Below are 13,744 nucleotides of genomic sequence, written 5' to 3' on the forward strand. Positions count from 1 at the left end.
CTGTACAGTCATAACCGTCGCGGTCGCCAGAAGGAGCGCGGTCGCCAGAAGGAGCGCGGACCGAGGCCGGGAGGCGGCTTACGCCGGCTTATCGCGCTCGGGGTCGGTCCGCCAGCCGCCCGTCAGGGTGATGAGCCAGACCGTGACGCCGGCGAGCGCGAAGACGGCCGCCATGTACGGGATCAGCGGCAGCTCGACGCCGAGGAAGTCGAGGACCGTCCGGAACTCGTAGACGATCACGCCGAAGACCGCGAGCGTCACCAGCAGGCCGCCGCGGCTGATGTCGACGCTCATCGGATCACCTCGACGACCGAGGCCGAGGCGTCGGCGACCGTGCCGAACGCCGCGGTCGCGACGTTCGCGAGCGCGTCGAGGACCGGCGAGAGCCACACGGGATACGTGCCGACGCCGGGGCCGAGCAGTCCGCCGCGCTGGACGATCGCCGCGATCGGGAGCGCGTACGCGAGGACGACTAAGACGACCGCGATACTCACCCACAGCCGGAGGTTATCGAGCACCTTCGGGGCGTCTTCCGCGCCGGAGACCGGGTTCGGAAGCGGCTCCGCGAGCCCGGAGACCTTCGGGTTCCCCATCGTCAACGCGAGGTTCCCGAGGAAGAGGATCGTCGAGACGAAAAGCAGCGTCCCGCCGATCGCGATCTGGATGTTAAGCTCCTCGAACCCGCCGAACATCGTCGGGTAGTCGAACCCGGAGTACTCCGGTTCGGCGGTCCGCCGCGGGACACCGAGCAGTCCCTGCGCGTGCATCGCGTTCGACATCAGCGCCATGCCGATGAACCAGAGCACGACCTGGAACAGCCCGATCTGGCTGCTGTAGATCGGCTTGTTGCTGATCTGCGGCCAGATCCAGTAGGTCCCGGCCATCATCGTCAGCGCGACCGCGGTCCCGACGGTGAGGTGGAAGTGTCCGGGGACCCACAGCGTGTTGTGGATCAGGTAGTTGATGTTCATCCCCGCGTTGACCATGCCTGAGAAGCCGCCGGCGGCGAACATCAGGCCGGCGAGCATCATGCCGGTGAACTCCGGCTTCCGCCACGGGAGGTTCGTGAGCCAGCCCAGCAGTCCGGTGCCGCCGTTCTTGCGGGCGCCGTACTCCACGCTCGCGACGACGGTGAACGCGGTGAGCAGGCTCGGCAACAGGAGGAACATCGTGTTCGTCATCGAGATGAACTTGAACCCCTCCGCGATCCCCGGATCGAGGTACTGGTGGTGGATCCCGACCGGCGTCGAGAGCAGGACGAAGAGCACGAACACCACCCGAGCCAGCGGGTCGCTGAACAGCCGACCGCCGGCGATCTTCGGCAGCACCGTGTACCAGAGCATGTACGCCGGCATCAGCCAGAAGTAGACGACCGGGTGACCGAAGAACCAGAACAGCGTCCGAGTGAGCGTCGGGTTCACCTGGTCGATCAGGCCGAGCGACCACGGGAGCAGGAACAACAGCACGGAGGCCGCCACGGCGGACGTGGCGATGTACCACATCGTCATCGTCGTCAACACCATGAACGTCTGGAGCGGGATCCGTTCGTCGGGGTGGTCGCTCCGCCACGCGAGGAACGTCCGGAACCAGTCCGCACCGGCGATCCACGTGCCGACGATGAACACCACGAGTCCCGTGTAAAACAGGGGATGCGCCTGAAGCGGCGCGTAGAAGGTGAACAGCACGTCCGCGCTCATGTCGATCGAGTCGACGAACCCGGCGAGGATCGAGACTCCGGTGAGCGTCATACCGGCCGCCATCAGTCCGTACCACGTCCACGTGATCTTGATGTTCAACAGCGGCCGGTCCAGACTGCGCGTCAGCGCCCAAGTGAACAGCCCGACGAGGAAGAAGATCGTGAAGCTGATCACCATGAACACGCCGTGGGCAGTGAGAACGGTGTAGTAGTCCGTCGAGGGGATGATCCGGGCGACGTCGGTCCGGTGGAGCGTCTGGATGATCCCGAAGATGGCGCCGAGGAACAGGGCGAAGAAGGCGCTCAGGAAGGCCGCGCGAACGACGCGGGCCTCGTCGGGGAACTTATCGACGAACGTCGGCTCGGACTCGATGGCGTTGCTCACGCCGAGTCACCCCCTCGGTTCTCGAACTCCGACTGACTGACGACGTGTATCTTGCCCTCCATGACGTGGTGTCCGGCCCCGCAGTACTCGTTACAGATGAGGCCGTACTCCTGTGGCTCCTCGACTTTGACCGTTATCTCGGAAACCTCGCCGGGAACGACCATCGCGTTCGCGTTCGTGCCGGCGACCTCGAACCCGTGGATCACGTCGGCGGAGGTGATATAGAACGTCACGGTGCTGTTCGCCGGCACGACGATCGGATCGGGCTGGAAGCCGAACTGGCGGGCGACGACGTACGCCTCGTACTCGTTCTCGCCCACCTGCTCGACGCGAGGCTCCGAGAACCGCTCGTCCTCGTCGAGCGCCGTCGGGTCGATGGTCGGCTGCGTGTCGGCGACCATCGCCACGCCGGGGCCGACCGCGCCGTACGTCACGGTGCCGATGAGGGCGAGGATCAACCCGATCGAAAGCGCGAGCCAGAGCTTCTCGTAGGCGTGTATGTGCACGTCTGATCACCCCACGACGACGAGATCCCGTCCGAGAAACTCCACGTAGTAGATGTACACCCACGCGAGTACGAGGATCACGAAGTAGATTCCGATGAGCGTGAGCGTGCCGATCGGGTCGAACTCCTCTCCGTCACCGCCCACGTCGTCGGTACCAGCGTGTGCGGTCTCGCTTCGAGCCATACCAGCGGTTACAACCGTCGTGATATATACGATCTATTTGTTCCCAACTCGTGGGAACTTTGCCCCTATCTATGACGACCCGAGGCGTACTGAGCCTATGAAGCTCTCGTTACAGCAGGCCGTACTCCTCGTCCTCGGCGGGCTCGTTCCCGCGTTGGTGTTCATCGCCGACAGGGCGGAGTTCGTCGTGGCGGTAACGCTGATAAACGTCCTGCTCATCTGGGTGAGCCTCCGAATCGCGACCGGCGGCAGCGTGCCGGGGATCAGCGGCGACGAGGCGGAGCCGGACCGGGCGTAATCGACGCGGACGCGCCGAGAAACCGCCGGACTCGGTCCGCGAACCATCCAGTGCGGCGCCGGACGCAACCACACATGTCACACTGTACGCTCTGTGATCTCCCGGTCGGGGACGACCCGCACGTCGCCCCCGACGTCGACGGCGAGTTCTGCTGTCGGGGGTGTCTCGCCGTCGCGCGCTCGCTCGACGACGTGGACGACCTCGACGCGCTCGACGAGCGACGACCGGACGCGACGCCCGACGACGAGTTCGACGGCGAGACGACGTTCCTCCACGTCGACGGGATGCACTGCGCGACCTGCGAGTCGTTCCTCGAGATGACCGCGGGCGAACAGGAGGGGGTCGCGGCCGCGGAGGCGAGCTACGCGACCGACACGATCCGGGTCGACTACGACCCCGACGCCGTGAGCGCCGAGGACCTCCCCGACCGGCTCTCGGTCGCCGGCTACACCGCGAGCGACCGCGCCGACCCCGAGCCGGAGTCCGACGACGTGGCGGTCGTGCGGTTCCTGATCGGCGGCGGGTTCTTCGGGATGATGGCGATGCTGTGGTACGTCCTCTTCCTGTATCCCACCTACTTCGGCTACGACCCGATCCTCGATCTGGGCGGGGTCAGCGGGACCTACCTCTTCGCGCAGATATGGGTGTTCACCTCCATCGTCCTGTTTTACACCGGGTACCCGATCCTCCGCGGGGCGTACGTCAGCCTGCGGGCGCGACAGCCGAACATGGACCTGTTGGTGTCGCTCGCGGCCGGGAGCTCCTACGCCTACAGCACGCTCGCGCTCCTGCTCGGCCGGACCGACCTCTACTTCGACGTGACCATCGCCGTGATACTGGTCGTCACCGCCGGCAACCACTACGAGTCGGTCATCAAGCGCCGGGCGACCGGATTACTCTCCGACCTGACGACGGCCGAGGATCGGACCGTGCGGACGGAGGCGGGCGAGACCGTCGCCGCCGACGCCGTCGCCCCCGGCGACCGGCTCCTCGTGCGGCCGGGCGAGCGCGTTCCCTTCGACGGGACCGTCGCGGAGGGGACCGCCGCGGTCGACGAGGCGCTCGTCACGGGCGAGTCGCTGCCGGCGACGAAGCGCGAGGGCGACGCGGTCCGCGGCGGCACCGTCGTCACCGACGCGCCGGTCGTCGTCGAGGTGGGCGAGGACGCGACGAGCACGCTCGACACCCTCGTGCGGCTGCTGTGGGAGATCCAGAGCTCCCGGTCGGGCGTCCAGCGGCTCGTCGACAGGCTGGCGACGGTGTTCGTCCCGCTGGTGCTCGCGGTCGCGGTCGTCGGGGCCGTCGCCACCCTCGCGCTCGGGTCGGCGCCGGTCGACGCGGCGCTCGTCGGGCTCACGGTGCTCATCGTCTCGTGTCCGTGCGCGCTCGGGCTCGCGACCCCGCTCGCGGTCGCCGCCGGAATCCGCGACGCCGCCGAGCGCGGCATCGTCATCGTCTCGGACGCCGTCTTCGAGGAGGCCGCCGCGGTCGACACGGTCGTCCTCGACAAGACCGGGACGCTCACCGACGGCGAGATGCGACTGCTCGACGCGACCGGCGACGGGGAGACGCCCGTCGACCGCGTCCGCGAGCGCGCGGCCGCCGTCGAGCGCGCCTCGGTCCACCCGGTGGCCGAGGCGATCGTTTCCGGCGTGTCGGGCGACGAGACGGGCCGAGGCGAGGAGGGACGGACGGAGGGCGGAGCCGCCGCGGCCGACGGCGGTTCGATCGGCGAAGCGGTCGGGGAGGCCGGAGGGGAAGTCGACGGCGGGACGGAGGAAGACCCCGAAGGCGGGCCCGACGCGCTCGCCGGCCCGGCCGCGACCGACGTCGACGTCGTCGACCGGGGAGTCGCCGGCCGCGTCGACGGCGACGAGGTCGTCGTCGGCCACCGGTCGCTGTTCGACGAGCGCGGCTGGACGGTCCCCGACCGACTCCGCGAGGTCGCCGCGACCGCCCGAGACCGCGGGAACGTCCCCGTCTACGTCGGTTGGGGCGGTCGGGCGCGCGGGGTCCTCACCGTCGGCGACGAGGTGCGCGAGGGGTGGGAGTCGGTCGTCGCCGACCTCGACGCGGACGGGCGGCGCGTGGTGGTGCTCACCGGCGACGCGCCCGCGGCCGCGAGGGGGTTCGCGGACCACCCCGCCATCGACGAGGTGTTCGCCGAGGTGCCGCCGGAAGCGAAGGCGGAGACGGTCCGCCGGCTCGGCGCCGACGGGTCGGTCGCGATGGTCGGCGACGGGAGCAACGACGCGCCGGCGCTCGCCGCGGCCGACCTCGGCGTCTCCGTCGCCTCCGGGACCGACCTCGCGGCCGACGCCGCCGACGCGGTGCTGCTGGAGGACCGGCTCTCGGCGGTCCCGGAGCTGTTCGCCGTCACGCGCGGCACCAACCGGCGGCTGAAACAGAACCTCGGCTGGGCGTTCTGCTACAACGCGGTCGCCATCCCGCTGGCGCTGACCGGCGCGCTCAACCCCCTGCTGGCCGCGCTCGCGATGGCGTCAAGCAGCCTCCTGGTGGTGACCAACTCCGCGCGCGCCGTCTATAGGGACGACTGAGGCGCGACGCCGCGGACTAGACGGTTCGGAAATGAAAGGTGGCGCGTGCCGACGAGCGGCCGGTAGGCTGCGAGTCGCACGCGCGAGGGAGTCGCTGGCGCCGTTGGCGCCAGCGACGAGGCTGGGGAGGTGAGAGGTGCGGTGCTTGTGCGGTCGGGTGGGGAGGTGAAAGATGCGGTGCTGTGCGGTCGGGTGGGGCTTTGGAGTAGTTCGTCGTCGATCCGTCACCGACGATCTATGAGCTAGCGGCCGGAGCTTTGGCGGGCTTCACCGCTGATCCGTTGACAACCGGCTATAAACAAACGACCGCGTATTACGCCGCTGCGCCGACGTACGGCTTGATCGCGCGGACGATGGCGTCGACGTCGTACTCGTCTTCCGTCTTGTCGAAGACGACCTCGCCGTCGGCGCGGACGACGAACACGCCGTCGTCGCCGGTCACCAGCGCGACCTCGTCGACGCCCTCGCCGAACTGCTTGAGGATCGCCTCGGAGACGTCTTGCGCGCGGTTCAACATGCCGCAGGGGACGCAGTACTCGATTTCGACGCGTGTCATGCGTCCCCCGGTTCGTGCCGAATGAACTTAAATAGAAGCGCGTACGCTCGCTGACCCCTACGACCGACGGTCGACGCCGCTGATCTCGAACCGCGTGCCGCCGTCCGGTCCGTCGCCGATCCGGAGTTCCCACCCGTGTGCCTCGACGATCCGATCCACGATCGCGAGGCCGAATCCGGTCCCGTCGGCCGACGAAGTGAATCCGGTCTCAAGAACTCGCTCGAAGTCCTCCCCCGGGATGCCGACGCCGTCGTCCTCGACGTAGAACCCGTCCTCGCCGAGCGGACCCACACGGACGGTCACGTCGCTGCCGCCGTGTTCGATCGCGTTCCGAAAGAGGTTCTCGAGGACGTGCGACAGCCGGTCGCGGTCGGCTCGCACCGTCAGCGGCCCGTCTACGCTGAGCGTCGCGTCCGCCGTGTCCACGCGCGACCAGCACTCGCGGACGCAGTCGTCGAGGTCGACGTCGTCGGTGTCGTCGACGATCTTCCCCTCGCGGGCGAGCGTCAGCGTCTCCTCGACTATCTCGTCCATCCGGTCGAGAGCCGGCTCGACCACGGCCAGGTGTTCGTCGTCCGGGTGCGCTCGCTTGGCGAGATCGAGCCGACCCTGCGCGACGTTGAGGGGGTTCCGGAGGTCGTGTGAGACGACGCTCGCGAACTCCTCGAGGCGGTCCCGCTCGCGGCGGAGTTCGGCCTCCCGGACGCGGCTCCGTTCCGCCGTGACCTCGCGTTCGATCGCCCTCGCCTCGAACAGCCCGATGAGCAGCCCGATACCCCCGCCGAAGCCGATCGCCCAGCGGATCCAGCCGAACACCTGAAACGCGGATTCGATCGGGAGCGTCGCCATGAATCCGACGTTGACGAGGAGGTACACCGACGCGCCCCCGAGCCACCAGCGGTTGATCCGCCGGTACCGAGGGGTAGAGAGTTCGGACCGCGGGACCCAGTAAATGACGTAGCCCACACCGAGCACGACCACTATCGAGGAGGCGAACCCGACCCAGTAACCACCCGGGACGGGAGTGGCTCCGGCGGAGACGATCGCGGCCTCGGCGAGGAGGAGGACGGAGAGTACGACGCTGAGCCCCCAAACGGGCCACAGCTTACGTCCGGCCGCACTCGACGTTATGTCCATTCAGTTATGCGAACTCGTTCACGAGTCCATATAAACCACGCACTTCGAGGTGTCAGCGGTGATATCACGGGACCGCGCGGCGAACGGTCTCAGACGACCAGCGCGTCGAAGACGACCGCGAACAGGAGTAGGCCGAGGTAGGCGTTCGAGGCGTGGAACGCGCGGAACGCCGCGTCCTCGGTCTGTTCGTAGTGGAGGCGGACGACCGCCCAGAGGAAGACGGCTCCGACGCCGACGCCGACGACCGCGTACAGCGCGCCGAGGGGGTCCGCCGCCGCCGCGAGCGCGACCGCGGCGACCAGCGTGGCGCCGAGGTACCAGAGGATGTGTCGGCGGGTCGCGGTCTCGCCGCGGACGACGGGCATCATCGGGAAGCCGCCGCGCTCGTAGTCGTCTTTGTACGCTAACGCGAGGTTGTAGAAGTGCGCGGGCGTCCACAGGAAGATCACCGCTGCGAGCAGCAGGCCGCCGCCGCCGACCTCGCCCGTGACCGCGGCCCAGCCGATGAGCGCCGGGAGCGCGCCGGCCGCGCCGCCGATGACCGTGTTCTGGACCGTGTTGGGCTTCAAAACGAGCGTGTACACGACGCTGTAGAACACGATCGCGACGAGGCCGAGCCCGGCCGTCAGGGGGTTCACCGTCCAGAACAGTCCGAGCGAGACGAGCGTGAGGAGTCCGCCGAACGCGAAGGCGTTCCGGACGGGGACGAGGTCGGTGGCGAGCGGCCGGTCGCTGGTCCGCTGCATGCGCTTGTCCACGTCGCGTTCGAGGACGTGGTTGAAGGTCCCGGAGGCGCCGATCGAGAGCGCGCCGCCGGCGAGCGTCGCCGCCACAACCCGGGGCGTGAAGCCGTCGCCGCCCGCTAGCGCCATCGCGGCCGCGGCGACGAGACAGAGGAGCCACATCAGTCGCGGCTTCATCAGCCGGAAGTACGCCGCCGCGGTCGCCTTCAGGCGCGGGAGCGTCGCGGACGGGATATCGGGCTCCGGGGCGTCCTCGATCGGCGGGAGGTCGTCGGTCCCGGGCTCGAAGTCGTCCGGCGCGTCGGCCGCGTCGCCGGTCTCGGCCTCCAGCCACCACGCGAGCGCGGCGAGGACGGCTCCGAAGATGCCGATCCCGAGCAGGAGGTGCGCCGAGCCGAGCGCGGCCGGGAGGTCCCCGAGGGCGACGAGCGCGCCGACGCCGGCCTGCGCGGGGTAGACGACGAGGGCGACGAGGAGCGCCGCGCGGACCCGGCGGTCGGCGCCGTCGCGCCAGGCGAGCGCGGCGGAGAGGGCGACGAGGACACCGACGACGACCGCGACGACGCGGTGCCCGAGGGCGATCCAGCCCTCGGTCGCCGTCGGGAGGGCGGCGCCGTTCCCGCAGGCCGGCCAGCCGCCGCAGGCGGTCGCGGCCTCCGTCAGGGAAGTGGTCGCCCCGACGACGACGAGGAGGTACACGCCCATCGCGGCCGCGGCCAACACCGCGGGGAATCTGTCTGGGAGCGTCACGTGGCGTCGGATACGGAACGAATGCATATAGGTTCCGCGCTTCGGGGGAACGGACCGGGGCCGAACCGGCCGGAGCGGTCAGTCCCGCTCGGGGGCCGAACCGCCGCCTCGTTCCCGGACGATCCGGTCGACGATGTCGCCGCTGGAGAGCAGTTCGTCCTCGTATTTCGGCTCTCGGCCGGAGGCGCGCTCGACCCGACAGTCGATGCCGCGGGCGTCGAGGGCCGCGGCGATGTCGGCCTCGTCGTGGTGCTGATCGAAGCCCAACACGATCACGTCCGGTTCGAGCCGCTCGATGGGGACGAACACGTCCTCCGGGTCGCCGAGGTGGGCCTCGTCGACCGCGTCGAGCGCCGCGACCATGTCGCGACGCTGGCGGCCGCAGAGCACCGGGGCGGGCTTGTGCGTGACGTTCGGCCGGCGCGCGACGATGGCGTGGAGTTCGTCGCCGTACGTCGCCGCGTCCTCCAGGTAGTGAACGTGGCCGGGGTGCAAGAGGTCGAAGGTCCCCTGCGCGACGACCCGCGTCATCGGAACCACGAGAGGAAGCCGCCGTCGTCGCGGTCAGCGAGCTCTCGGTCGATGTCCTCCTGCGTGAAATCGAAGAAGTGCTCGTCCGGTACCTCCACGTCGAGCACGTCGAGGGTCGTCTGCCGGCCCTCGTTGTCGAACGCCTTCCAGTCGCCCCAGCCGTAGGGCGCGCCCACGATGATGTGGACCTTCCCCTGCCCGAAGGTGGCGAGGTCGGCGTCGCTCGGGCGGAGGGCGCCGTTCGGGTGCGAGTGGACGGACCCGACCGCGCGCATGTCGTTCGGCTTCATGTGGGTGCGGACGCTGGCGCTCGTCGGGCTCGACTCCGTCCCCGGGATGACGAGCACGTCGGTTATCACCTGCCCGTCCCGGTCGAGGTCCAGCTTCCGGGCGTCGTCCGCGCGGAGGAAGCCCATGTACTCGTTGGGGTGGGTCTCCTCGCTCGCCTCGAGCACGAAGTCCAGGGCCTCTCGGGCGATACCGAGGAGCTCGTCCGAGCGGAACAGTCGCATGAACGAGATAAGTCGCCGTCGCCTCATAGGGGTTCCGGACCGTGAGACGCGGCGGCGCCGACCGCCGCGAAATCCGACCGCGGCCGCGGTCCGACGGCGGGAGCGTCGGCGCTCCGAGCGCCGAGAGAACAGGCTTAACTCCGCCCCTCGCGGATGATATTCCCATGAGCGAAAACACCGCCGGGGATTCCGGCACGCGGGGCGATTCGAGCCCCGAACTCGACGCCAATGGGGCGGAGGGGGCGACCGGCGAGGTCGTCTACGATCTGGCACCGGACTGCACGCTCGAAGACGCCGAGGTCGACGCCCTCTACCACGCCGAGGTCAACGGCGTCGTCGACTACGGCGTCTTCGTGGACCTCTCCGACGCCGTGAGCGGTCTCGTTCACGAGTCGAACCTCGACGGCGAGTACGCGGTCGGCGACCGGCTCGTCGTCCGCCTCACCGAGGTGAAAGAGAACGGCGACGTGGCGTTCGACGACGTGACCCCCGACGACTACCGGACCGAGACCGTCGCCCACGAACCGACCGTCTCCCGGGTGCGCGGACTCACCCCGGGCGACGAGGTGACCGTCGAGGGCGAAGTCGTTCAGGCGAAACAGACCGGCGGGCCGACGATATTCGCCGTCGCGGACGCCTCGGGCGTCCTCTCCTGTGCCGCCTTCGAGTCGGCCGGCGTCCGGGCGTACCCGGAGGTCGAGGTCGGCGACATGGTCCACGTCTCGGGAACGATCGAGAGCCGCGAGAACGCGCTCCAGCTGGAAGTCGACTCGCTGGCGCGGCTGCCCGACGAGCGCGCCGCCGAGGCCCGGTCGCGCTACGAGGACGCCCTCGACGAGCGCGCCGCCCCGGCCGACGTCGACCCGCTCGTCGAGTGGGAGGCGTTCGAGCCGATCCACGAGGACCTCCGCGAACTCGCGCGGCTGATCCGGCGGACCGTCCTCGCCGGCCGGCCGATGCGCGTCCGTCACCACGCGGACGGCGACGGCATGTGCGCCGCGATTCCGGTCCAGCTCGCCGTCGAGAACTTCGTCGAGCAGGTCCACGAGGACGCCGACGCGCCGCGACACCTGTTCAAGCGGCTCCCGAGCAAGGCGCCCTACTACGAGATGGAAGACGTGACCCGCGACCTGAACTTCGCGCTGGAAGGGCGCGCCCGCCACGGGCAGAAGCTCCCCTTCCTGCTAATGGTAGACAACGGGTCGACCGAGGAGGACGTGCCGGCCTACGAGAACCTCGCGCACTACGACATCCCCATCGCGGCCGTCGACCACCACCATCCCGATCCGGAGGCCGTGGAGCCGCTGCTCGACGCCCACGTCAACCCCTACCTCCACGGCGAGGACTACCGGGTCACCACCGGGATGATGTGCGTTGAGCTCGCCCGCCTCATCGACCCGTCGCTCACCGAGGAGCTCGAACACGTGCCGGCGGTCGCCGGCCTGTCCGACCGCTCGAAGGCGGAGGCGATGGACGACTACGTCGCGCTGGCCGAGGGGGCCGGGTACGACGAGTCCGACCTCCTCGACATCGGCGAGGCGCTCGACTACGCCGCCCACTGGCTCCGCTACTCCGAGGGGAAGACGCTGGTCAACGACGCCCTGAACGTCGGCTGTGACGACGAACAGCGACACGAGGAGCTCGTCGAGTTCCTCTCCGAGCGCGCCGAGCGCGACGTGGACCGCCAGCTCGACGCCGTCGACGACCACGTGGAACACGAGCGGCTCGCCTCCGGGGCGCACCTCTACCGGATCGACTTAGACGAGTACGCTCACCGGTTCACCTACCCCGCGCCGGGGAAGACGACCGGCGAGCTCCACGACGCCCGCGTGAAGGAGACGGGCGACCCCGTCATCACCATCGGCTACGGTCCGGACTTCTGCGTGCTCCGGTCCGACGGCGTGCGGCTCGACATCCCGAACATGGTGACCGAGCTGAACGACGAGCTGCCCGAGGCCGGCGTCTCCGGCGGCGGTCACCTGGTCGTCGGCTCGATCAAGTTCGTGAAGGGCCGCCGGAGCGAGGTCATCGAGGCGCTCGTCGAGAAGATGGCGAGCGCCGAGATCGACGAGGCGCTCTCGTCGACCATCGCGCTCGACGACTGACCGCGCCGCCCGGTCGGCTCGCTTTCACTCGAACGCGATCGCCCGCCGAGCGACGACTCCGGCTCCCGCGAGCGCGACGGCGAACCCGACGACGAGTCCGACCGGCAGGTGAACGCCGCCGCCGCGCCAGTCGGCCGCGTACGCGCGAGCGTAGAAGTCGGCGACGGACTCGCTCTCGACCGCGAGTAACACCTCTCTGTTCTCCGTCCGCGCGCTCGGGTTCCAGTTGAGGCTCCCGACGACCGCCGTGTCGTCGACGACGAGCCCCTTCGCGTGGACCTTCCCGTAGCGGCCGCGCGGCGCGGCGAGGTCGACCGCGATCGGTTCGGCGGAGAGGTTCTCCGCCAGCGCACGGTTCGCCTCGTAGTCGTACCACGCGTCCGAGAGCAACAGGTGGACGTCGACCCCGCGGTCGGCCGCCCGACGGAGCGCGCGGACGATCCGGTCGTCCGGACCGCCCACGCGCGGCACGATGGCCAACACCCGCTCGTCGGCCGCGTCGATACGGGCGACGATCCGGTCGGCGGCGTTGCCGGGCGCGGTCAGCACGGTCACGTTCGCCGCCGTCGGGTCCGTCGGCGCCGCGAACCGCGTCGGGTACGAGCCGTTCGCCCGGCCGCCGTCGTGGAACTCGGTGTCGGCGCGAAACCCGCGCCACGGGCGGGCGTCGTGCGCCGCGAAGTCGTTCCGGAACAGCGCGGCGAGGTCGTCGGCGACGGTCGCGTTCCGCTCGGCGCCGCCGGGCCCGACGAGCACGCCCCAGCCGCGGTTGCTCCGGCCGCCCGTGCCGGACCGCTTCCAGTTCTCGGTGAGCACGACGGCGCGGTCGTCCGCCACCGCGTACTTCGGGTGGTGGAAGCGGAACCGCTCGGCGGCGCCGTCGAGGACCCGCACGTCGACCCCGGCGGCCGTCAGCCCGTCGAGCAGCCGCGCGCTCGGGGCGGGGAACCCGCCGACCGGCGACCCCTCAATCAGCACGCGCACGTCGACCCCGCGGTCGGCGGCGACGACGAGCGCGGCCGCGACCCGCTCCGACGTCAGCGTGTAGCCGGCGACGTAGAGGCGGTCGTCCGCGGTCCGGAGGGGTTCGATCGGAACCCCGGGGCTGTCGGGGAGGACGAACGGCGTCACGGCGGCGTCCTCGGTCGACCGGGGCGAGCGCGGTCGGTAGCCGCGCGGTCGCCACTCGCCCCAGTCGGCGCGCCAGCGGTGCGCCTCCCAAGCCCGGTCGTAGGCGACGACGTCGACGACGCTCCCGTTCCGTCGGAGTTCGATTCGGTCCCCGGAGGCCGACAGCGGAAAGTAGTCGCCGAGGCGGCGGACCGAGCGCGCGTCGGTCGCGCCGACGCCCGTCCCGGCGAACGCGAGGATGGACTTGGTCCAGTTCGGGTCCGCCGAGAGAACTACCGTGCCGCTCGCGTTCGCCGGAATCGCGGCGTCGTAGTAGCCGTCGGAGAGCGACCAGTTCCCCCGTTCGGGCAGGGAGACGACGAGGTACTCGCCGCGGTTCTCCTCGGTCGTCGGGTTCGGGTACAGTTCGACGATCCGCGGCTCGCCGGCGGCGTCGGGCGGAACCGATTCGTTCGGCGAGGCCACTCCGGCCGTCGACGGGGCCTCGGTCGGCACGACCGAACCGCCGCCGGCGACCGCGATCGGAGGGAGGGCGAGGGTTCCCGCCGCGATCAGCAGGACGAGCACCGCCGTGCGGAACGGACGGCGGACCGCGACATCGGACGAGCGACGCGGACGACTGGACGACACGGAGAGCGTGGCTCCGACATCGC

The 13,744-nt window shown here is 70.0% G+C and carries 13 protein-coding genes; 3 read left to right on the forward strand and 10 right to left on the reverse strand.

Annotation, left to right across the window (positions count from 1 at the left end; genetic code table 11):
- Positions 1-78 precede the first annotated feature (78 nt).
- From ABDZ89_RS00285 to ABDZ89_RS00300, 4 genes are read right to left on the reverse strand one after another with little or no spacing between them, the layout of a single operon-like run.
- Entirely contained in the window at positions 79-294 is a 216-nt protein-coding gene (locus ABDZ89_RS00285) for a CbaC protein (RefSeq protein ID WP_343775387.1), read from the reverse strand.
- Positions 291-2,081, reverse strand: a complete 1,791-nt coding sequence (locus ABDZ89_RS00290) for a b(o/a)3-type cytochrome-c oxidase subunit 1 (protein ID WP_343775389.1) — start codon at positions 2,079-2,081, stop codon at positions 291-293. The genes ABDZ89_RS00285 and ABDZ89_RS00290 overlap by 4 nt, the downstream gene beginning before the upstream one ends.
- Positions 2,078-2,587: a cytochrome c oxidase subunit II gene (locus tag ABDZ89_RS00295; protein ID WP_343775392.1), complete on the reverse strand. Its 510-nt coding sequence runs from the start codon at positions 2,585-2,587 to the stop codon at positions 2,078-2,080. The genes ABDZ89_RS00290 and ABDZ89_RS00295 overlap by 4 nt, the downstream gene beginning before the upstream one ends.
- Positions 2,588-2,593: 6 nt before the next feature.
- Entirely contained in the window at positions 2,594-2,770 is a 177-nt protein-coding gene (locus ABDZ89_RS00300) for a hypothetical protein (protein ID WP_343775394.1), read from the reverse strand.
- Between the two features lie 97 nt (positions 2,771-2,867).
- Between ABDZ89_RS00300 and ABDZ89_RS00305 the strand changes: the two genes are divergently transcribed.
- Together ABDZ89_RS00305 and ABDZ89_RS00310 are read left to right on the forward strand one after the other, a co-directional pair.
- On the forward strand, positions 2,868-3,068 hold the full coding sequence (locus ABDZ89_RS00305) for a DUF8131 family protein (RefSeq protein WP_343775396.1): 201 nt from the start codon (positions 2,868-2,870) through the stop codon (positions 3,066-3,068).
- 74 nt (positions 3,069-3,142) lie between these two features.
- Positions 3,143-5,626 carry a heavy metal translocating P-type ATPase gene (locus ABDZ89_RS00310; RefSeq protein WP_343775399.1) on the forward strand — a complete coding sequence of 828 codons (2,484 nt, stop codon included), beginning with the start codon at positions 3,143-3,145 and terminating at the stop codon, positions 5,624-5,626.
- Positions 5,627-5,939: 313 nt separating this feature from the next.
- On the opposite strand, the gene ABDZ89_RS00315 is transcribed toward ABDZ89_RS00310, so the two are convergent.
- From ABDZ89_RS00315 to ABDZ89_RS00335, 5 genes are all read right to left on the reverse strand, one after another.
- Positions 5,940-6,182: an Rdx family protein gene (locus ABDZ89_RS00315; protein ID WP_343775401.1), complete on the reverse strand. Its 243-nt coding sequence runs from the start codon at positions 6,180-6,182 to the stop codon at positions 5,940-5,942.
- A 57-nt stretch (positions 6,183-6,239) separates the two neighbouring features.
- Positions 6,240-7,319, reverse strand: coding sequence for a sensor histidine kinase (locus tag ABDZ89_RS00320; RefSeq protein ID WP_343775403.1), 1,080 nt, complete (start codon positions 7,317-7,319; stop codon positions 6,240-6,242).
- 89 nt (positions 7,320-7,408) lie between these two features.
- The gene (locus tag ABDZ89_RS00325; protein WP_343775406.1) at positions 7,409-8,812 is read right to left on the reverse strand and encodes a heme o synthase; all 1,404 of its coding nucleotides are present in this window, start codon (positions 8,810-8,812) and stop codon (positions 7,409-7,411) included.
- A 78-nt stretch (positions 8,813-8,890) separates the two neighbouring features.
- A complete protein-coding gene (locus ABDZ89_RS00330; protein WP_343775408.1) occupies positions 8,891-9,343 on the reverse strand; it encodes an FAD synthase family protein in 453 nt (150 codons plus the stop codon).
- Positions 9,340-9,855: a Mov34/MPN/PAD-1 family protein gene (locus tag ABDZ89_RS00335; RefSeq protein WP_343775410.1), complete on the reverse strand. Its 516-nt coding sequence runs from the start codon at positions 9,853-9,855 to the stop codon at positions 9,340-9,342. The genes ABDZ89_RS00330 and ABDZ89_RS00335 overlap by 4 nt, the downstream gene beginning before the upstream one ends.
- Positions 9,856-10,019: 164 nt before the next feature.
- On the opposite strand from ABDZ89_RS00335, the gene han reads away from it, so the two are divergent.
- A complete protein-coding gene (gene han, locus ABDZ89_RS00340) occupies positions 10,020-11,960 on the forward strand; it encodes a Hef-associated nuclease (protein ID WP_343775412.1) in 1,941 nt (646 codons plus the stop codon).
- Between the two features lie 24 nt (positions 11,961-11,984).
- On the opposite strand, the gene ABDZ89_RS00345 is transcribed toward han, so the two are convergent.
- Positions 11,985-13,721, reverse strand: a complete 1,737-nt coding sequence (locus tag ABDZ89_RS00345) for a phospholipase D-like domain-containing protein (protein WP_343775414.1) — start codon at positions 13,719-13,721, stop codon at positions 11,985-11,987.
- Positions 13,722-13,744: the final 23 nt, after the last annotated feature.

The sequence above is a fragment of the Halorubrum ejinorense genome (assembly GCF_039522565.1).
GTDB classification, from domain to species: Archaea; Halobacteriota; Halobacteria; order Halobacteriales; family Haloferacaceae; genus Halorubrum; species Halorubrum ejinorense.